This is a genomic window from Hoeflea sp., assembly GCF_984452065.1.
Genome location: NZ_CFHWAF010000002.1, coordinates 55,360 through 75,220 on the forward strand (window position 1 = coordinate 55,360; position 19,861 = coordinate 75,220).

Annotated in this window: 16 protein-coding genes; 11 read left to right on the plus strand and 5 right to left on the minus strand. The window is 62.5% G+C overall.

The features are described from left to right. Window positions 1-21: 21 nt before the first annotated feature. The 5 genes from AC5E6N_RS00895 to AC5E6N_RS00915 form a co-directional block, all read right to left on the minus strand. Window positions 22-240, minus strand: coding sequence for a hypothetical protein (locus AC5E6N_RS00895; protein ID WP_491746024.1), 219 nt, complete (start codon window positions 238-240; stop codon window positions 22-24). 17 nt (window positions 241-257) lie between these two features. After that, complete coding sequence (locus tag AC5E6N_RS00900) at window positions 258-1,751, minus strand: NAD(P)/FAD-dependent oxidoreductase (protein WP_491746025.1); 1,494 nt, start codon at window positions 1,749-1,751, stop codon at window positions 258-260. A gap of 178 nt (window positions 1,752-1,929) precedes the next feature. Next, window positions 1,930-2,562: an alpha-ketoglutarate-dependent dioxygenase AlkB family protein gene (locus tag AC5E6N_RS00905; RefSeq protein ID WP_491746026.1), complete on the minus strand. Its 633-nt coding sequence runs from the start codon at window positions 2,560-2,562 to the stop codon at window positions 1,930-1,932. Between the two features lie 15 nt (window positions 2,563-2,577). Continuing rightward, entirely contained in the window at window positions 2,578-3,012 is a 435-nt protein-coding gene (gene arfB / locus AC5E6N_RS00910; RefSeq protein ID WP_491690671.1) for an alternative ribosome rescue aminoacyl-tRNA hydrolase ArfB, read from the minus strand. A 110-nt stretch (window positions 3,013-3,122) separates the two neighbouring features. Next, the gene (locus AC5E6N_RS00915) at window positions 3,123-4,745 is read right to left on the minus strand and encodes a phosphoenolpyruvate carboxykinase (RefSeq protein ID WP_491746027.1); all 1,623 of its coding nucleotides are present in this window, start codon (window positions 4,743-4,745) and stop codon (window positions 3,123-3,125) included. 328 nt (window positions 4,746-5,073) lie between these two features. Here AC5E6N_RS00915 and AC5E6N_RS00920 point away from each other — a divergent pair, with 328 nt between their 5' ends. From AC5E6N_RS00920 to AC5E6N_RS00970, 11 genes are all read left to right on the plus strand, one after another. Next, window positions 5,074-5,781: a response regulator transcription factor gene (locus AC5E6N_RS00920; RefSeq protein ID WP_491746063.1), complete on the plus strand. Its 708-nt coding sequence runs from the start codon at window positions 5,074-5,076 to the stop codon at window positions 5,779-5,781. A 17-nt stretch (window positions 5,782-5,798) separates the two neighbouring features. Next, entirely contained in the window at window positions 5,799-7,610 is a 1,812-nt protein-coding gene (locus tag AC5E6N_RS00925; RefSeq protein ID WP_491746028.1) for a stimulus-sensing domain-containing protein, read from the plus strand. Window positions 7,611-7,627: 17 nt separating this feature from the next. Further along, window positions 7,628-8,107 (plus strand): HPr kinase/phosphorylase, encoded by a 480-nt coding sequence (locus tag AC5E6N_RS00930; RefSeq protein WP_491746029.1) that lies wholly within the window; start codon window positions 7,628-7,630, stop codon window positions 8,105-8,107. Between the two features lie 156 nt (window positions 8,108-8,263). Further along, a complete protein-coding gene (locus AC5E6N_RS00935; RefSeq protein WP_491690666.1) occupies window positions 8,264-8,665 on the plus strand; it encodes a PTS sugar transporter subunit IIA in 402 nt (133 codons plus the stop codon). Between the two features lie 3 nt (window positions 8,666-8,668). Continuing rightward, window positions 8,669-8,959: an HPr family phosphocarrier protein gene (locus tag AC5E6N_RS00940; protein ID WP_491690665.1), complete on the plus strand. Its 291-nt coding sequence runs from the start codon at window positions 8,669-8,671 to the stop codon at window positions 8,957-8,959. A gap of 155 nt (window positions 8,960-9,114) precedes the next feature. Then, window positions 9,115-10,515 (plus strand): adenosylhomocysteinase, encoded by a 1,401-nt coding sequence (ahcY, locus tag AC5E6N_RS00945; RefSeq protein ID WP_491746030.1) that lies wholly within the window; start codon window positions 9,115-9,117, stop codon window positions 10,513-10,515. Between the two features lie 274 nt (window positions 10,516-10,789). Next, window positions 10,790-13,252, plus strand: a complete 2,463-nt coding sequence (locus tag AC5E6N_RS00950) for a PAS domain-containing sensor histidine kinase (protein ID WP_491746064.1) — start codon at window positions 10,790-10,792, stop codon at window positions 13,250-13,252. A gap of 22 nt (window positions 13,253-13,274) precedes the next feature. Then, window positions 13,275-14,780: a tRNA (adenosine(37)-N6)-threonylcarbamoyltransferase complex ATPase subunit type 1 TsaE gene (gene tsaE / locus AC5E6N_RS00955; protein ID WP_491746031.1), complete on the plus strand. Its 1,506-nt coding sequence runs from the start codon at window positions 13,275-13,277 to the stop codon at window positions 14,778-14,780. A gap of 24 nt (window positions 14,781-14,804) precedes the next feature. Further along, window positions 14,805-15,548 carry a nucleotidyltransferase family protein gene (locus tag AC5E6N_RS00960; protein ID WP_491746032.1) on the plus strand — a complete coding sequence of 248 codons (744 nt, stop codon included), beginning with the start codon at window positions 14,805-14,807 and terminating at the stop codon, window positions 15,546-15,548. Beyond that, on the plus strand, window positions 15,545-18,703 hold the full coding sequence (gene addB / locus AC5E6N_RS00965; RefSeq protein ID WP_491746033.1) for a double-strand break repair protein AddB: 3,159 nt from the start codon (window positions 15,545-15,547) through the stop codon (window positions 18,701-18,703). Before AC5E6N_RS00960 ends, addB begins: the two co-directional genes overlap by 4 nt. Next, the coding region (locus AC5E6N_RS00970) for a UvrD-helicase domain-containing protein (protein ID WP_491746034.1) at window positions 18,703-19,861 on the plus strand (1,159 nt) is incomplete at its 3' end. The genes addB and AC5E6N_RS00970, both read left to right, overlap by 1 nt.

Here is a 19,861-nt window from a genome sequence, read left to right on the forward strand (position 1 = left end):
TGTTTCGTCGGTTACTTTGGCTCAACTGCAATCGTGGACGTGGAACTCGGACGCGGCGACCAACGATCTGGGTTTCCCGTTTTTGATCATGAACTGCCGGCTTTCATGTTCCGACGTCCATATGGAGCCGGGATCGAGTTGTTTGAATGCATCCTCTGAAAGCTGCCACTTCGGCACAATGACCCAGGCGGGCGCATCCGGTGCGGAAAGGCCGACGCGCGCCCGCGCTTCATATGCCATACCGGACAGCGGCATCCTCAGGTGACTTTCCGGGGCATCAGGCGCTCGCTCTTGAGCGCCTCCATCGCACCCGATATCCCGGCCTCCGAATACTCGGCGTCTTCGTTGACCTGCCATGTATCGAAGCGGATCTCGCCGGCGATGATGTTCTGGGCTGTCAGGATGCCCGTCATCATCGCGTGGTCCTGATTGTTGTATTTGTGCATGCCGTTGCGGCCGACCAGATGCAAATTCGAGTAGTTCATTTCCAGGTCGCGCCGGATGGTCGCCACGTGTTCGGCATAGGCGTCGTCATAGACCGGATAGGCCTTGGGCTGACGCACCACGCAGGCATCCCGCACATCCGCCGCGCGCATGAGGCCGATCTTGTCGATCTCACGCTTTGCCGTCTCGACCAGGGCGTCATCCGAGGAAGCCCACAGGCCATCGCCCTCGAAGCAGAAATATTCAAGGCCGAGGCATGTCGAGGTGCCGTCGGGGATCATTTCCGGTGACCAGGACCGGAAATTCTGAACACGCCCGACAGTCACATCCGGATCGTGAATATAGACCCAGTTGTCGTCGAGTTCGATGTCCGACGTTCCGATGAGGACCACGGTCAGGAAGTCGCGGTACTTCAGTTCGCGGGCCTGCAGCAGGCTGATCGGTGCAGGCTGCATCATGTCCATAAGCTCGCGCATTGGCGCCGACGAGACCACATTGCAGGCTTTGAACGTTTCGGTTGATCCGTCCGCAGTTGCCGCGGTGACCATCCAGATTTTTGCATCCGCATCCCGGGCCAGTCCGCAGACCGAACGGCCCATCAGCACCTCGCCGCCGAGATCTGTTATCTTCTTCGCCGCTGCTTCCCACATCATTCCCGGTCCCTTGCGCGGGTAGCGGAAGGATTCGATCAGGGTTTTTGCGGTTGCCTTGCCGCCCTTGTTCAGCCCGGCGGAGCGCTTGAGGGCATCGAGCAGGGCTGCTGCCAGGTCCAGTCCCCTGATCCGCTGCGCCGCCCAGTCGGCCGAGATCTCGTCACAGGACATGCCCCAGACCTTCTCGGTATAGGTCTTGAAAAAGATCGAAAACAGGCGTTCGCCGAAATTGTTCCTCACCCACTGGTGGAAGGTTTTCGGCTCCCTGACCGGCTTCAAACGCGCCCAGGCGTAGGACAATGTGCACAGCGCGCTCTCGATCGGCCCCAGCTTCCAGAATGCCTCGAACGCCTCGAGCGGGTATGAGAAAAACTTGCCGCGGTAATAGATCCGCGAGAGTCTCGGTCTCTCAATGAAATCGTCAGGCAGGATCTCATCCCACAGATCGACGATCTCCTTGGATTTGGAAAAGAAACGGTGGCCGCCGATGTCGAACAGAAAACCCTTGTAGTTGACCGTACGGCTGATGCCGCCGACATAGTCGCGGTCCTTTTCAAGGACAAGAACGTCCCGGCCGGCTTTTGCCAGCGTGTAGGCGGTGGTCAGACCCGCGGGCCCGGATCCGATGACCAGCGTTTCTACCGTTTGACGCATAACGCATACCCCTGAAGACTGTGTTAACCACCTTCTATCTCGTCCAGATAGTTGAAAGACTAACAGAATCAGTTTTGTGAGTAGATGTCGCGAAAACAACTTTCAAAGGGCGTATTGCGACGTCTATCGGGTCCGTCAGATTATTTACACTATTGGAAGGTTCCACCTGGTATGAGGGTTAAATGGCTGCTTCCGAGGCAACAGGCGTCACCCTTCTCAGCGTCAGGTTCACCCGCCCGCCATCCTTCAGCAGCGTTGAGGTCGCCGGATAGATCCGGTCCACGCCGTGATAGCGCAGTCGGGAGACCCCGCCCAGAATGAGCACGTCCCCGCTCTTGAGCCGAATGGACTGCGTCGGCCCGCCGCGTTTTGTGCCGCCGATCCGGAAAAGACAGTCGTCGCCCAGGGAAACGGAAACGACGGGTGCGTTGAATTCCTTCTCGTCCCGGTCCTGATGCAGGCCCATTTTGGCGCTCTCGCCATAGAAATTGATCAGGCACGCCTCGGGCGGGGCGTCAAAGTCGGAGACGTCCTGCCACAGGTCAAGCAGTTGAGGCGGCATCGCCGGCCACGCGGCGCCGGTCTTCGGATGTGTCGCCTGATAGCGATAGCCTTTGTGCCTGTCCGTAACCCAGCCGAGCGCGCCGCAATTGCTCATGCGCACATGCATCGGCTTTCCGGTGCGTGGCATCTCGGGCACAAAAAGCGGTGCCTGTCTGATCACATCGCGCACATCCTCCAGAAGAGCCTCCTGCGCCCGGCGGTCGAAATATTCTGGCAGATGGACGATGCCCTCAGGCAGCCCTTTCATGTTTTCAGCCCCTTTTCAGTCCGCATCGATCGACCGGCGAAGCTTCTTGATCCCGGACCGGTTGGCCTTGGCTTTCAGGCGGCGTTCGACGGAACCCCTGGTCGGTCTCGTCTTTTTGCGCTTTGGCGGCGGTGGCGCGGCGGCCTGCCTGATCATCTCCGCAAGGCGCTCGCGCGCATCGGCCCTGTTGCGTTCCTGCGTTCTGTGCCGGTCGGCTTCGATCACGATCACCCCGTCTTTTGTCATGCGCCGTCCCGCGATCCGCGCAAGGTTGCCCTTCGCGCGCTGTGGCAGCGAGGGCGAGCCGCGGGCGTCGAAGCGCAACTGGACGGACGTCGCCACCTTGTTGACGTTCTGTCCGCCCGGGCCCGAGGCGCGGATGAACTGTTCCGTCAGTTCCCATCCCGCGATGGTGATGGTGTCATCGATGAAGAGAGGTTCGCTGGCCATGGCGCGCCCGGTCCGTTTTCCAGGGGAAATCAGTTCCATTTTAGAGCAAGTCTGGGCCAAACGAAAAACCCGCGGATTGCTCCGCGGGTCTCCACAGCATTTTTGCCGGCCTATTCCGCTGCTTCCGCCATTCCGGGAGCCGCGCACATGACGTCCGGCCCGACGTGATCCTCGAACTTGGCGAAATTCTCGATGAACATGTCGACAAGCCGCCGGGCCTGGCGATCATAGGCGTCCTTGTCGTCCCAGGTCTGGCGTGGATCGAGTATGGCGCTGTCCACGCCGTCGACCGCAATCGGGACGCGGACACCGAAATTCGGGTCGGTGCGGAAGGGCGCGTCGGCGAGCGATCCGTCGAGTGCGGCCGAAAGCAGCGCCCGCGTCGCCTTGATCGGCATGCGGCTGCCGGTGCCGTAGGCGCCGCCGGTCCATCCCGTATTGACCAGCCAGCAGTCAACGTCGTGCCGGGCGATCAGGTCGCGCAGAAGGTTGCCGTATTCCGACGGGTGACGCGGCATGAAAGGCGCGCCGAAACAGGTCGAGAACGTGGCCTGCGGCTCGGTGACGCCCTTTTCGGTGCCGGCAACCTTGGCCGTATAGCCGGAAAGGAAATGATACATCGCCTGCGCAGGGGTCAGACGGGCAATGGGCGGCAGGACGCCGAAGGCATCAGCCGTCAGCATGATGATGTTGCGCGGCTGGCCGGCGCGTCCCGTCGCGCTGGCATTGGGAATGAAGTCGAGCGGATAGGCGCAGCGCGTGTTTTCCGTCAGCGACCCGTCATCGAAGTCCGGCTGGCGGTGCTCGTCGAGCACGACATTTTCCAGCACGGTGCCGAACCGCTGCGTGGTGGCGTGGATTTCCGGCTCGGCCTCTTGCGAAAGGCGGATTGTCTTGGCGTAGCAGCCGCCCTCGAAATTGAATACACCGTCATCGCTCCAGCCGTGTTCGTCGTCGCCGATGAGCGTGCGCGACGGATCTGCGGAAAGGGTCGTCTTGCCGGTGCCCGAAAGGCCGAAAAAGACGGCCGTGTCGCCGTCCGGGCCCTGGTTCGCCGAGCAGTGCATCGGCATGACGCCGCGCTCCGGCAGCAGATAGTTCAGTGCGGTGAACACCGACTTCTTCATCTCGCCGGCATAGGAGGTGCCGCCGATCAGCACGAGGCGCCGCTCCAGATCGACGGCGATGACGGTGTCCGTGCGGCAGCCATGACGCCCGGGCTCCGCCTTGAAGCCCGGAAAATCGATAATCGTGAGTTCCGGTGAGAACGTGTCGAGTTCATCACGCAACGGCCGTATCAGCAGATTGCGGATGAACAGGGAATGCCAGGCATATTCGGTGACGATACGGGACGGCAGTGCGTGAACCCGGTCCGCGCCGCCGATCAGGTCCTGTACGAAGAGCTCTTTTCCAACGGCATAGGCACGAAAATCGGCAAGCAGTGTTTCGAACCGGTCCGGCGACATCGCCTTGTTGTTGTCCCACCAGATGGCCGGTCCGGTCACGGCATCGCGGACCACGAATTTGTCCATGGCGGAGCGGCCGGTGTGCTGCCCGGTCAGGGCCCGCAGTGCACCCTGCGCCGTCAGTATGGCCTCCGAGCGGCACAGCGCCTGCTCGTAAAGCTCCACCTCGTTGAGATTGTAATAGACATGTTTGGGATCGATCAGGCCGACGGTCTCGATACCGTTGGAAAGATTGCGTTTTCCGGTTTCCTGTCCCGTAACATCCATGGTTTTGGCCGCCTTTTGTCTGCCGGTTCCCGAGTAAATTTGCGGGACCATAGGGATGAAATTTAAATTCCGCAACAGACAAAATTCGAAAAGATTAATAATATCAAGATATTAATCGATTTAAAAAAGTGGCGGGAATTTTAAATCGTTTTAAAGGGAATGCCGGGTCGGGGCCGCCATGTCCTGGTTTTTGTCGACCGGCACGGCGTTGAAATGACAATCGAAGCGTTCTGTGCCACATTTTGTTCCACCTTTGGCCTCATGACACGCCGACACTTTCCGACACCACTGGAGCGGGTGGTCGGGCATGACTGACGGAGAAGAGAAAATGCAGACAATCGCGCTCGTCGATGACGACCGCAATATCCTGACCTCGGTTTCAATTGCCCTGGAATCGGAAGGATATCGTGTCGAAACCTATACCGATGGCGCTTCGGCGCTCGAAGGGCTGGTCGCACGGCCTCCGCATCTGGCCATCTTCGATATCAAGATGCCGCGCATGGACGGCATGGAACTGTTGCGGCGGCTCCGTCAGAAGCTCGATACGCCCGTCATTTTCCTCACGTCGAAGGACGAGGAGATCGACGAATTGTTCGGCCTGAAGATGGGAGCCGACGATTTTATCACCAAGCCTTTCTCGCAGCGCCTGCTGGTCGAGCGGGTCAAGGCGATTTTGCGGCGTTCCACCGGCAAGGATGCGGCCGCGCCGCCCAAACCGGGTGACGTGGAGGCCGCCAGCCTCGAGCGCGGTCAGCTCGCCATGGACCAGGAGCGTCACACCTGCACCTGGAAAGGTCAGCCGGTCACCCTGACGGTGACCGAGTTTCTCATCCTCCATTCGCTCGCGCAACGTCCGGGTGTGGTCAAGAGCCGCGATTCACTCATGGATGCGGCCTATGACGAGCAGGTTTATGTTGATGACAGGACAATCGACAGCCACATCAAACGCCTGCGCAAGAAATTCAAGATGGTCGACAATGATTTTGATATGATCGAAACGCTTTACGGGGTCGGCTACCGGTTCCGGGAAGACTGACACCGGTCCGGACAGGCATGACGGCGAGTTTTGATCACGACGAGGCACCGAGGCAACGCAAGAGCGAAGTAGACGAGGTCGAAACGCCGGAGGAAAAGGAGTCCCGATCCTGGGCCTATCCTTTTGTGCTGATCGGCCGCGCTCTGAGCCGTGTCATCTTCTCCAGCCTGACCCGGCGTATCCTGTTCCTGAACCTTGCCGCGCTGCTGGTGCTTCTGTCCGGCATTCTCTACCTGAACCAGTTCCGCGAGGGGCTGATCGATGCGCGTGTCGAGAGCCTGCTGACCCAGGGCGAGATCATTGCCGCGGCGATTGCCGGCTCGGCGAGCGTCGAAACCGATGCGATCACCATCGATCCGGAAAAACTGCTCGAGCTTCAGGCCGGCGAAAGCATCTCGCCCGGAAGAGACATCGACGATCTGGAGTTTCCCATCAATCCGGAGCGCGTCGCGCCGGTGCTGCGGCGGCTGATATCGCCGACCCGCACGCGCGCCCGCATCTATGACCGCGATGCGAGCCTGCTGCTCGATTCCCAGCATCTTTATTCCGCCGGCCAGATTCTGCGTTACGACCTGCCGCCGCTCGATGAGGAGATCCTGCCCTTTGCCGAGCGTCTCATGGCGGCGCTCAACCAGCTTATCCAGAGAGCCGATCTGCCCATTTATCAGGAACAGCCGGGTGGTGACGGAACCCTCTATGAAGAGGTCCTGACCGCATTGACCGGTGGCCGCAGCGCCGTGGTGCGCGCCACCGACAAGGGCGAGCTTATTGTCTCGGTCGCCGTTCCCGTTCAGCGTTTTCGCGCTGTTCTCGGCGTCCTGCTCCTGTCGACGCAAGCCGGCGATATCGACAAGATCGTCCGCGCCGAACGCCTCGCCATTGTGCGGGTCTTCATCGTCGCGGCGGCGGTGACCATCCTTCTGTCGCTGCTTCTCGCCGGCACCATCGCCAACCCGCTGCATCGTCTCGCCGATGCCGCCCAAAGGGTGCGGCGCGGCGTCAGGATACGGGAGGAAATTCCCGATTTCTCGGCCCGCCAGGATGAAATCGGCAACCTGTCCGCCGCCCTGCGCGACATGACCAATGCGCTCTATGACCGCATCGATGCGATCGAGAGTTTCGCCGCCGATGTCAGTCACGAACTGAAGAACCCGCTGACGTCGCTGCGCAGCGCGGTGGAAACCCTGCCGCTGGCGCGAAATGACGACTCGCGCAAGCGGCTGCTGGATGTGATCCTTCACGACGTGCGCCGCCTTGACCGCCTGATCAGCGATATCTCCGACGCCTCGAGGCTGGATGCGGAGCTTGCGCGCCAGGACGCGACGCCCGTCGACCTCAAACATCTTCTCGAGGACCTGGTCAGCATCTCCGGTCAGATCCGCAAGCGCGCCAAGGCGGTGGCCATCGAGCTCGAGATCGACCGCGCCAGCCCGGCCAAGGGCGGCTTCATCGTTTCCGGCCACGATCTTCGCATCGGCCAGGTCATCACCAATCTGATCGAAAACGCCCGCTCTTTCGTGCCCGACATCGGCGGGCGCATCAAGATACGCCTGACGGCCACCCGCAATGCCTGTCTGATCTATATCGAGGACAATGGCCCCGGTATCAGCGCCGAGAACATCGATCATATCTTCCGCCGCTTCTATACCGACAGGCCCGAAGGCGAGGCCTTTGGACAAAATTCGGGCCTCGGCCTTTCGATCAGCCGGCAGATCATCGAGGCGCATGGCGGAAAGCTGACGGCCGAGAATATCCTCGATGAAAAGACCGGCGCGCGCCTCGGCGCCCGGTTCATCGTCCGCCTGCCGCTGCGGCGTCCCGAGCGTTGAGCCGCCATGGGGATCCGATGAGCGGTGCAAAGACTTCGCTGAAAGCCCGGCCGCCGAATATCCACGCGACCGCCCTTGTGGTCGGCGAGACCGGGATCCTGATCCAGGGACCGGCGGGCAGCGGCAAGAGCCGTCTTGCCGCGGGCTTCATCCAGGCGGCCGGCGCGGCCGGCCGCTTTGCCGCGCTGGTGGCGGACGATCAGGTTCTGATCAGCGCCGCCGGCGGGCGCATCGTCGCCCTTGCTCCGGAACCGACGGAGGGCCTGTTTGAAATCCGCGGCGCCGGCATTGTCCGCGTTCCTTTCCTGCGGCGTGCGGTCATGCATATTGCCGTCGCGGTCGGCGAGGTTTCGGCGGCAGGCCGCCTTCCCGACCCGGCGCTGCGCAGCGAGCTGATCGATGGCTTGTCGCTGCCGCTCTTATATCTGCAGCCAAATCGCCTCGCCGATCCCTATGAAATCGTCGTTGCGCGGCTGGAAGACCGGTTGCTCGGCTGAAAACCGCCGAATTGTGTTGAAATGCGGATGCGGCGCAATTAAGCGTTAACGATCAGTCCGTTGAAGCTGCGCGGAATTGCGGTAACCGGCAGCCTGTTGAAGCGGATTTTGATCGGTCATATGATCCGGCCCAGCCGGACGCAGGAGCAGGTGCAGATGATAGGACTAGTGCTTGTCACCCATGGCAAGCTGGCCGAGGAATTCCGCAACGCGCTGGAACACGTTGTCGGGCCCCAAAAACTGCTGGAAACGGTGTCCATCGGCCCGGAAGACGATATGGACCAGCGCCGCATGGATATCATCGAGGCCGTGTCGAAGGCCGATGACGGCGACGGTGTCATCATCCTGACCGACATGTTCGGCGGCACGCCATCCAACCTGTCCATATCGGTGATGGATGGCGGTCAGACCGAGGTCGTCGCCGGCGTCAACCTTCCGATGCTGATCAAACTCGCCAGCGTGCGCTCGGAAAACGACATGGAAAAGGCGCTGGCCGAGGCACAGGAAGCCGGCCGCAAATACATCAATGTCGCAAGCCGCGTCCTCAGCGGAAAATAGCGTATGGATGAGGTTGTGACCGGGCAGAAGGTCCGCACATTCTGTATCGTCAACAAGCGCGGTCTGCATGCCCGTGCATCGGCCAAATTCGTGCAGCTTGCCGAGAGTTTCGACGCCGAAATCCTTGTCAGCAAGGACGGCGTCAGCGTCGGCGGGACATCGATCATGGGCCTGATGATGCTGGCCGCCAGCCCCGGCTGCAACATCAGCGTGTCAGCGTCAGGGCCGGATGCGGAAAAGGCTCTGGATGCGCTGGACGCACTCATCGCCGGCCGCTTTGGCGAGGAAAGCTGAACAGCCGCGCCGCCCACTGAAGCAAGCCATATAAAGACTTCTTTATATCTTATTGCCCTTTTGCCGCCGGACTGCTAAAGGCGGCGGTGAGAGGATTGTCTTGCCGCAATGAAGCGGCGCGGGCAAAGCGCCCGACATCGCATTCGGAGTATGAGATGAGCACTGCTGAAGACTTTGTAGTCGCCGATATCGGTCTTTCCGATTTCGGGCGCACCGAAATCGAGATCGCCGAGACGGAAATGCCCGGTCTCATGGCCTGCCGCGAGGAATTCGGCGCCAGCCAGCCGCTCAAGGGCGCGCGTATTTCCGGTTCGTTGCATATGACCATCCAGACGGCGGTTCTGATCGAAACGCTTCAGGCCCTCGGCGCTGAGGTTCGCTGGGCGTCATGCAACATCTTCTCGACGCAGGATCACGCCGCCGCGGCAATCGCCAGGACCGGCACGCCTGTCTTTGCGGTCAAGGGTGAGACGCTTGAGGAATACTGGTCCTACACCGATCTTATCTTTCAGTGGGCCGATGGCGGCGTATCGAACATGATCCTCGATGATGGCGGCGACGCGACCATGTATATCCTGCTCGGCGCGCGTGCCGAGGCCGGCGAAAACGTGCTGACCGATCCGGGTTCGGAGGAAGAGGAGGTCCTGTTCGCGCAGATCCGCAAGCGCCTGGAGCAGTCTCCCGGTTTCTTCACCCGCCAGCGCGACGCCATCAGGGGCGTCACCGAAGAGACGACGACCGGCGTCAACCGCCTCTACCAGCTGCAGCAAAAGGGCCAGTTGCCCTTCCCGGCGATCAACGTCAACGACTCGGTCACCAAGTCGAAATTCGACAACAAATATGGCTGCCGAGAGTCGCTGGTCGACGGCATCCGCCGTGCGACCGATGTGATGATGGCCGGCAAGGTGGCCGTGGTCTGCGGCTACGGCGACGTCGGCAAGGGGTCGGCCGCCTCGCTGCGCGGCGCCGGCGCCCGCGTTCAGGTCACCGAGATCGATCCGATCTGCGCGCTGCAGGCCGCCATGGACGGCTTCGAGGTCGTCCAGCTCGAGGACGTTGTCGCCACCAGCGACATCTTCATCACCACCACCGGCAACAAGGACGTGATCCGCATCGACCACATGCGCGACATGAAGGACATGGCCATCGTCGGCAATATCGGCCATTTCGACAATGAGATCCAGGTCCAGGCGCTGAAGAACCACAAATGGCACAACGTCAAGCCGCAGGTCGACATGATCGAGTTTCCCGACGGCAAACGCATGATTCTCCTGTCCGAGGGCCGTCTCCTCAATCTCGGCAACGCCACCGGCCACCCGTCCTTCGTCATGTCGGCATCATTCACCAACCAGGTGCTCGCGCAGATTGAACTCTACGGCAAGGGCGAAAAATACGGCAAGGAGGTCTATGTGCTTCCCAAGCATCTCGACGAGAAGGTCGCCAAGCTGCATCTGGACAAACTCGGTGCCAATCTGAGCGAACTTTCCGAAGAACAGGCCGATTACATCGGCGTGACCAAAAAGGGTCCGTTCAAGCCGGAACACTACAGATACTGATTTTTGAAATCTTGCCCACAATATATAGTGGCCGCGCCCTTGACAAAGGGCGCGGTTTCTTTTTTGGGCCCGCATCTTCACCATGATTCGCGAACAAGTTACTATAAAGACACAATGATTCGTGGGCTTGACGGGAACATGCCGGTCCGCGGATGGGGCTGTCTTGGCAGGATGCGGCAAAGAGGAACAAGACATGCCGGAGACCGAATCGTCTCGGACGGCGGGCGCCACGCCGGTGGCGTACGGGGAATGTAAAAAGGACGGACGGGGCCGGATGGGCAACGCCATGGGCGGGCTTGCGCTGACGGCGTCGACGTTCCTGTCCGGCGCGGCGGCCGCGCAGACCCTGGTCGACGGCCCGGTGTCCAACAGCCACGGGCTGTTCGTGAATTCCTTCGAAGTGATGAATTTCGCCCTGGTGCTCGGCGCCGTCTCCGCTGCCATGATATCGGCCATCTGGGTGATCCGCGAGCGCGCCAGGGTCTCACTGCACAATGAACGGCTCTCGGCGGCTCTCAGCGAAGCCAAGGCCCAGTTGACGCGCCTGGATACGCTGGTTGTCGAAAAGGACCGCTGTTATGTGATCTGGGACGGACAGTCTCCGGTGCAGTTCCTCGGCAGCCTGCCCATGCACTCCGGCGCTCCGCCGTCCAACCCGGACTTTCTGGCCTTTGGCCGCTGGCTCGAACCCGCGAGTGCCGCGCGCATCGACCATGCGATCGATTCGCTGCGCAGCCATGCCAATGGTTTCGACATCGAGATCGAGACCCGGCGCGGCCACCATCTCGAGGCGCAGGGCCGCACATCGGGCGGACGCGCCTTTGTGCGGTTTTCACCGCTAGCCAACACCCGCGCCGAACTTGCCGGCCTGCAGGCCGAACACGACCGGCTGGTCGCGGCCATCGATACGATGCGCACGCTTCTCAATTCGCTCGACATGCCGGTCTGGCATCGCGATTCCGAGGGCCGCCTGATCTGGGTCAACCAGTCCTATGCCGCCGCGGTCGAGGCGGTGGACGGCTCCGATGCGGTTGAGCGCAATCTTGAACTCCTCGGCACGCAGACCCGCTCGCGCGTCGCGGCGGAAAGACTGCCCGACAGGCCTTTCATCGATATGGTTTCCACCGTGGTGCACGGCCATCGCAAGTTTTTTGAGGTCACCGATGCGACCAGCGTCTCGGGATCGGCCGGCCTTGCCCACGACGTCAGTGAAATCGAGGCTGTGCGCGAGGAACTCGAACGCACCCTCGACAGCCATTCGCAGACACTGGACCATCTGGCGACACCGGTGGCGATCTTCGACAGCGATCAGCGGCTGCGGTTCTACAATCAGGCCTTCCAGAGCCTTTGGGAACTCGACACGCCCTATCTTGAATCAAAGCCGACCAATGGCGAGTTCCTCGAACGTCTGCGCACGAACGGCCGTCTGCCGGAACCGGCGGCCTGGCGCGAATGGAAAGACGCCATCTTGTCGGTCTATCAGTCGGTCAATCCCCAACCCGACCTTTGGCATCTGCCGGACGGGCAGACGCTCAATGTCTTTGCCAATGTGCATCCGCGCGGCGGCGTGACCTGGGTGTTCGAGAACCTGACCGAAAAATACGATCTGGAAACGCGCTACAATACGCTGGTCGAGGTCCAGGGCGAAACGATCGACCATCTTGCCGAGGGCGTTTGTGTCTTCGGCGCCGACGGAAGACTGAAACTGTCCAATCCGGCTTTCAGGGCGCTGTGGGCGATCCCGGAGAAGTCGGCCGAAGCCGGCGCGCATATCAACGAGATCAGGGAGATTTGCAGCCCCTCCTACGACCAGCCGGACGGGTGGGAGCTTTTTTCCGCAATCATCACCGGTTTCGACGAGGAGCGCGAGACCCGTGAGGGCCGGCTGGAACTCAACAGCGGCATCGTGCTCGATTATGCGGTCGTGCCGCTGCCCAACGCGCAGATCATGCTGACCTTCGTCAATGTCACCGACAGCGCCAGGGTCGAAAAGGCGCTGAAGGACAAGAACGAGGCGCTGCGCAAGGCGGATGCCCTGAAGAACGATTTTGTCCAGCACGTATCCTACGAGTTGCGCTCGCCGCTGACCAACATCATCGGCTTCACCGATCTTCTGAAGACGCCGCAGATCGGCGAGCTCAATCCGCAGCAGGCCGAATATGTCGATCATATCTCGACCTCTTCCGCGCTGCTTCTGACCATCGTCAATGACATTCTCGATCTGGCGACGGTGGATGCGGGCATCATAGAGCTCGATATGCACCGCCTCGATCTGCGGGAGCTGACCGCCGAGGTCGCCGAACTGATCGACGCGCGGCTGAAGGAAAACGGCATTACTCTGGAGATCGACATCGGTGAGGGCGCCGAGGCCATTACCGCCGACGCACAGCGCCTGAAACAGATCCTGTTCAAGCTTTTGAGCAATGCCGCCAATTATGCACCTGAGGGCAGCACCGTCGGCCTGGAGTGCCGCCGGGAAGGCGACGAGATCGTCATCGCCGTCAGCGATACGGGCCCGGGCATTCCCGGCGATATCCTCAAGACCGTCTTCAATCGCTTCGAGGCCCATAGCGGCACCGGACGCCGCGGCGGCGCGGGGCTTGGCTTGTCCATTGTTGACAGTTTCGTCAGCCTGCATAACGGTAAGGTGACCGTCAGCAGCGACGAGGGTTCCGGTACCCGCGTTGCCTGCCGTTTGCCCGAAAGCCCGCCGCTTCCCTCACAGGCGGCCGAATAGCAGGAAACCTCCCGGATTGGCCGTGCCGCCGATTGATATCTCCTTGAAGACCGAGCAGGCCACCCGGCGGCTCGGACAGGACATTGCCCTTGCGCTGCAGCCGGGCGATTGCCTGGCTTTGCGCGGTGATCTCGGGGCCGGCAAATCGACCCTCGCCCGCGCGATCATAAGGTGCCTGGCTGACGATGAAGGACTGGAGGTTCCGAGCCCCACATTCACGCTGGTGCAGAGCTACGGGCTGCGCATCCCGGTTTCCCATTTCGACCTCTACCGCATTTCCGACCCGGACGAGCTGGAGGAGCTTGGCCTAGACGAAGCATTGGAAGATGGCGTCGCATTGATCGAATGGCCGGAGCGGGCCGGCGGGCAATTGCCGCCGCAGACCGCCGAATGTGCTCTGTCGGAGGACAAAGACGAGGTGCGGCTTGTCTCCGTCGCCGGCCCGCCGTCCTTCATGGAGCGCTTCGAGCGATCGCGGCTGATCCGCAGGTTCCTCGAAACGTCGGGATTTGCGGATGCTGACCGGGCCTTTCTGACAGGCGACGCCTCGACCCGCGCCTATGAACGCATCGATACCGCGAACGGCGATCATCTTGTTTTAATGAACGCGCCAGAGCGGCTGATCGGACCGGTGCTGAAGGGCGGAAAGCGTTATGCGCAGATCGCCCATGTGGCCGAGGGCATTCGTCCCTTTGTCGCCATCGCCGGGTTTTTGCGCAGCCATCACTTCAAGGCGCCGGATGTCCATGCCCGCGACCTCGACAACGGACTTCTTCTGCTGGAGGATCTCGGCGAAGACCTGATCGTCGATCGCGAGGGCAAACCGATTGTCGAGCGCTGGGAAGCCGCGATCGACTGTCTGGCCGCTCTGCACCGCATGTCCGTGCCGGGCGTGCTGCCGGTGGCGGGCGACACGGTCCACCGCATCCCGCCCTTCGACCGCGACGCGATGCTCATTGAGGTGGAATTGCTGCTGCGCTGGTATTTGCCCCACCGGCACGGACAAGCCCCTTCAGCGGAACTTGAAAAGGCCTTTTTCGCCCTATGGGATGACCTTGTCGGCCGTCTGGCGCAGGCCGAGCAAAGCCTCGTCCTGCGTGATTTCCATTCACCGAATATTCTCTGGCAGGCCGGTGAAACGGGTCTTCGAAGGGTCGGGCTGATCGATTTCCAGGATGCCATGATCGGACCGGTTGCCTATGATGTCGCATCCCTGGTCCAGGACGCCCGCCTCACCATCGAACCGGCACTTCGCGACCGTCTGGTTCAACGCTACGAGGCGGTCCGCGCGAAGGACCCGGGGTTTGATCCGGCAGGGTTCCGCGAGGCGCTCGCCATCATGCAGGCCCAGCGGGCAACCAAGATCCTCGGCCTCTTCATCCGTCTCAAACAGCGGGACGGAAAACCGGGCTATGTGCGCCACCTTCCGCGGATCGAAGCCTATCTTGAACATGCGCTCGCCCATCCGGTCCTCAGTTCACTGCGGGCATGGTATGCACAGGTTGGAATGATCGAAAGCGAATCGTAAAACAGCCAGGGAGGCGGCTCAGCCATGCCGGATACAGCGATGATCCTTGCCGCCGGGCTTGGCAAGAGAATGCGCCCGCTCACCGACACGGTGCCCAAGCCGCTGGTTCCGGTCGACGGCAAACCGATGATCGACTATGTGTTCGACAGCCTTCAGCAGGCGGGCATCCGGCGTATCGTCGTCAATGTCCACTATCTCGCCGATCAGCTTGTCCGCCATATCTCGGCGCGGATGGGCGATGATGTCGTCATTTCGGACGAACGCGGCGAATTGCTGGAATCAGGCGGTGCGATCGTCCGTGCGCTGCCGATGATCGGAACCGAACCCTTCTATGTCCTCAACGCCGATACGTTCTGGCTCGAACCGCCCGGCGAAATGGCGCATCTTTCGTCACTGGCAGCGGCGTGGGAGCCCGAAAGAATGGACATGCTGCTGACGGCCGCGCCCATGGACCGCGTCGTCGGATATGGCGGAAAGGGCGATTTCCTGTTGCATGCCGACAGCCGCATATCGCGCTATGACGGCATGTCGCCGGACCCGCATGTCAACATGGGGGCCGCGATCGTCAGTCCTTCCATATTCGACAACGCACCGGCGGGACCGTTCTCCCTCAATCACTGTTATGACCAGGCGATCGCCGCGGGCCGACTTTTCGGGTTGCCCGGCCGCGGGCTCTGGCTGACCATCGGCACGCCGCAGGCCATCGGCGAGGCGGAAGAGGCGATGCGTGACTTTCGCCGCGAGCGGGCGGCAGGCCCGCACATATGAGCGGTCCCCGGCTTTTCACCATTGCACCCGGCATACCCTTTCTTCGCCGGCTGGCGGACGCTTTGTGCGATGGCGAATTGATAAAGGGGTTTGCCCGGCGCCCGGACGATCCGCTCGCTCTTGCCGGCGCGACGATCTATGTTCCGACCCGCCGCGCCGCCCGTGCCCTGCGCTCCGAATTTGTCGATGCCGCGCGCGGAAAATCCGCGATTTTGCCGACGATCAGGACACTCGGTGAGAGCGAGGACGATACCGGCTTTCTCGAGGAAGACGATCCCGCGCTGCTTGATCTTTCGCCTCCCGTGGACACGACGGAACGCTTGCTGGAACTGGCGCAGCTCATCATGGCATGGAAACGCAACCTGCCGAAGGCCGTGTCCGAGTTTCATGGCGACAACCGTTTGATCGCACCGGCCAATCCCGCCGACGCGGTGTGGCTGGCGCGCGGCCTTGCCGAACTTCTCGAGGCCATGGAGACCGAGGGCCGGCCCTGGTCAGCCCTCGGCGATATTGTCGGCGAGGATCATGCGGCCTGGTGGCAGCTGACGCTGGAATTCCTGAAGATCGCGTCCGGCTTCTGGCCCGAACGCCTTGAGGAACTCGGCCGAACCGACCCCTCGGCGCACCGCAATGCCGTTCTGCTGCGTGAAGCCGAACGCCTGTCGCAAAGCCCCCCCGACGGCCCGGTTATCGTCGCCGGTTCAACCGGATCGATCCCGGCCACGGCGGAGCTCATGAAGGTGGTCGCCTCGCTTCCTTCGGGTGCGGTTGTGCTTCCCGGCCTCGATACCGGTTTGGAGGCGGAGGCCTGGACGCTTGTTGAGGGTTTCGCACCGGACGGCCGTCTCGAGCCCGCGACCTGCGCCCATCCGCAATATGGTCTGGCGCTTCTGCTTCGCCGCTTGCGGGCAACGCGCCAGGACGTCCTGCCGCTCGGTGCGCCGCCGCCCGCCGTTGAAGCGCGAAACACTGTTGTTTCCCGCGCCCTGATGCCGGCCGAGGCGACGGCGCGTTGGGCGTCTTTCGAGCCGCCGGATACGCAATCAGCCTTTGCCGATGTGGAACTGATCGAGGCATCCAACGAGCGCGAGGAGGCATTGGCCGTCGCCGCGGCCATTCGCCTTGCCGCGGATCGCCCGGAAGTGTCGGGCGGCGGCAAGGGGGAAGGCGCCCCGCCGCAGATTGCGCTGGTCACACCCGACAGGAACCTTGCCCGCCGTGTCGCTTCGGAGCTGCAGCGCTTCGGCGTTGATGCCGATGATTCCGGCGGCACCCCGCTGTCGCTCAGCCCCCAGGGCACCTTGCTTCAGCTGCTGCTGCAGTGCGTTTTCGCAACCGAAAGATCGGTTGCTCTGGCCGGGCTCCTCAAACACCCGCTTGGCCGTTTCGGCATGCAGCCGGCTGAGGCCCGCCACGCTGCGCGGCATCTGGAACGCGTTGCCCTGCGGGGCGGCACGGGCGAGGCCGGTCCGGGCCTTCTGCTCGAGCTCTTCGAGCGCCGGCTTGGCGAGCGGCTTGCCCAAAAAAGGCATGCGCCGAACTGGCAGCGCCGTTTGTCCGCGAAGGACATCGCCGCGGCACGACATCTGGCGCAGGCCGCCGATGAGGCCCTTCGACCGCTTGTGCCGGCGAAGGAGCGCACGATCGCCGACTGGGCCGGTCAAACGGCCGGTGTCCTTGAACATATCGCCGCGGATCAAAATGGTGACCTCACCGGCCTTTGGGGCGACGAGGCCGGCGAAAAGCTCGCCTCGCTTCTGTCATCGGCAATCGAGGACCGGTCGGGGTTCGCCTGCAGCGGCCCGGAATGGGCGCAGGCGGCACCGGCGCTGATCGCCGGCGAACTGGTCAAACCGCGCGCCGGCGGCCACCCGCACATCTTCATATGGGGCGCGCTGGAGGCGCGGCTCCAGCATATCGATACGCTGATCCTTGCCGGTCTCAACGAGGGCATCTGGCCCGGCGGCATAGCCGGCGATCCGTTCCTGTCGCGGGCCATGAAGGCCTCGATCGGTCTGGAGCCCCCGGAGCGGCGCATCGGCCTTGCCGCCCATGATTTCCAGATGGGCCTTGGCGTGCAGCATGTGGTGCTGAGCCGCTCGGCACGCGCCGCAAATGCCCCGACCGTTGCCTCCCGCTGGCTTCAGCGCCTGTCGGCGGTGCTCGGTCAGGAGGAAACCGGCCGTTTGCGCGCGCGCGGCGAGCGCTATGTACGCTGGGCGGCCATGCTCGACGAGGGCGATGACCGGCCTTTGGCGACGCGTCCGGCGCCCCGGCCGCCACAGGACGTGCAGCCCAAACGCTACTCGTTTTCCGAGGTGGGTATCCTCAGGCGCGACCCCTATGCGATCTACGCCAGGCGGGTGCTGAGGCTCGATCCCGCCGAACCGCTGCTGCGCGAGCCCGGGCCGGCCGAAAGGGGCACGCTCTATCATCGCATTCTGGAGCGTTTCATCGCGGAAACGGACGATCCCGGCACGCCGGATGCGCTGGACATTCTCGGCGCGGTCGCGGATCGGGAATTCGACGCCGAAAATCTTCCCGATCATCTCGCGCTCATCTGGCGGGCGCATTTCGACAAGGTTGCGGCGGCTTTTGTCGACTGGGAACGGGGTCGTTCGGCCGGCGTGACCGCGCGCTTCACCGAATGCCGTGCGCAAATGGATATCGCGGCCTGCGACATCACGCTCTCGGGCATTGCCGATCGCATCGATATCGGCGCCGATGGCCGGGCGGAGATATTCGACTACAAGACCGGCTCATCGCCAAGCCGCAAGGTCGCCTGGACCTTGCTCGACCCGCAGCTTCCGCTCGAAGCGGCAGCGCTCAGGTCAGGCGCTTTCAACGGCCTTGGCCCTGTCGAACCGGCAAGCCTTGCCTATGTCCGGCTAAAGCCCGATCCGGTGCTGAAAGTCGAGGCGATCGAGGGGACGGTCCAGGCCAGCGACAAGACGAAATCGCCGTCCGATCTTGCCGAGGAATCGATTGAACGCCTGAGCGATCTCGTCGCCGCGCTGGCCGATGGCCGGCTCGGATTTGCCTCGCAGATCATCCCGCGGCCGGGCGCGATCTACGGCCGCGATTACGATCATCTCGCCCGGTTGCGCGAATGGTCGTCGGCCGATGCCGGCGACGATGGCGGAGGCGACAGCTGATGCCGCGCCCGACACCGCCGAAACCCGGAGAATTTGTCGAGCGGGATCTCGACTGGACGGCCCGCCAGCAGGGCCTGGCATCCGATCCGGACCGCTCGGCATGGGTGTCGGCCAATGCCGGCTCCGGCAAGACCCATGTCCTGTCGCAGCGCGTCATCCGGCTGCTGCTTGCCGGCTGCCGGCCGTCGGCGATCCTGTGTCTGACCTATACGAAGGCCGCCGCCTCCGAAATGGCCAACCGGGTCTTCGCACGCCTGGCTGAATGGACGGTGCTTTCCGATGTCGAATTGACTGAGCGGATAAGCGGCCTTGAGGCAAGAAAGCCCGACGCGGCTGATCTCGCTTTTGCCCGCCAGCTCTTCGCGCGCGCGCTCGAAACGCCGGGCGGGCTGAAAATCCAGACCATCCATGCCTTCTGCGAGGCCGTGCTTCATCAGTTCCCGCTGGAGGCCAATGTCGCCGGTCATTTCGAGGTCATGGACGAGGCGGATTCGGCGCGGCTTCTCACCGAAGCCCGCGAGGCGCTGCTGTCCGAAGTCGCTTCAGGTACCGATGATGATCTCGCGGACGCATTCCGCACGGTTCTTGACATGGGCGGCGAATGGGGCCTCGAGGAGCTTTTTGCCGAGCTTGTCAGGCAGCGTCGGCCGGTCCGCGATTTCATCGCCGCGGTGCAGCGGTTCGGCGGGCCGGATCCGGTCTTGCGCAAGGCGCTCGGTCTCGGCGCGGATGAAAGCGACGATCGGATCATCGCCAAGGCATGGCCCCTGCCCTCCCTGTCGGCGAGCGACATATCGGTTTACCGGGCAGCGGCTGCCAACCGGAAGGCGCAAACGCCAAAGACCATGGCGTCTGCCCTCGCGGATATCGCGTCTTTGAAGGAGGACGAGGAACGGTTCGACCGGCTGACGGCCCTCTTTCTCAAGCAGGACGGCCAGCCGCGCAGTTTTTCCAAGGCCGCGTCGAAGGATGTCCGTGCCGTCTTCCCCGAGATCGAGGACAAGCTCAACGCGGCGGCGCTTCACCTGCAGGCCCTCATCGATCGCCGGCGCACGCTGCGTCTGGTCGATGCGACCTGTGCGGCGCTGGTCCTCGGCGTTCGCCTGGACAGGGAATATGAGAGCCTCAAGCGGCGCGGCGGGCGGCTGGATTTCGAGG

Coding starts and splice junctions, on each gene's coding strand:
- arfB (WP_491690671.1), bottom strand. CDS start 3,012: ATGGCCAGCGAACCTCTCTTCATCGATGACACCATCACCATCGCGGGA.
- AC5E6N_RS00950 (WP_491746064.1), top strand. CDS start 10,790: ATGGGCAACGCCATGGGCGGGCTTGCGCTGACGGCGTCGACGTTCCTG.
- AC5E6N_RS00900 (WP_491746025.1), bottom strand. CDS start 1,751: ATGCGTCAAACGGTAGAAACGCTGGTCATCGGATCCGGGCCCGCGGGT.
- addB (WP_491746033.1), top strand. CDS start 15,545: ATGAGCGGTCCCCGGCTTTTCACCATTGCACCCGGCATACCCTTTCTT.
- AC5E6N_RS00925 (WP_491746028.1), top strand. CDS start 5,799: ATGACGGCGAGTTTTGATCACGACGAGGCACCGAGGCAACGCAAGAGC.
- AC5E6N_RS00930 (WP_491746029.1), top strand. CDS start 7,628: ATGAGCGGTGCAAAGACTTCGCTGAAAGCCCGGCCGCCGAATATCCAC.
- AC5E6N_RS00905 (WP_491746026.1), bottom strand. CDS start 2,562: ATGAAAGGGCTGCCTGAGGGCATCGTCCATCTGCCAGAATATTTCGAC.
- AC5E6N_RS00915 (WP_491746027.1), bottom strand. CDS start 4,745: ATGGATGTTACGGGACAGGAAACCGGAAAACGCAATCTTTCCAACGGT.
- ahcY (WP_491746030.1), top strand. CDS start 9,115: ATGAGCACTGCTGAAGACTTTGTAGTCGCCGATATCGGTCTTTCCGAT.
- AC5E6N_RS00920 (WP_491746063.1), top strand. CDS start 5,074: ATGCAGACAATCGCGCTCGTCGATGACGACCGCAATATCCTGACCTCG.
- AC5E6N_RS00960 (WP_491746032.1), top strand. CDS start 14,805: ATGCCGGATACAGCGATGATCCTTGCCGCCGGGCTTGGCAAGAGAATG.
- AC5E6N_RS00940 (WP_491690665.1), top strand. CDS start 8,669: ATGGATGAGGTTGTGACCGGGCAGAAGGTCCGCACATTCTGTATCGTC.
- AC5E6N_RS00935 (WP_491690666.1), top strand. CDS start 8,264: ATGATAGGACTAGTGCTTGTCACCCATGGCAAGCTGGCCGAGGAATTC.
- AC5E6N_RS00895 (WP_491746024.1), bottom strand. CDS start 240: ATGGCATATGAAGCGCGGGCGCGCGTCGGCCTTTCCGCACCGGATGCG.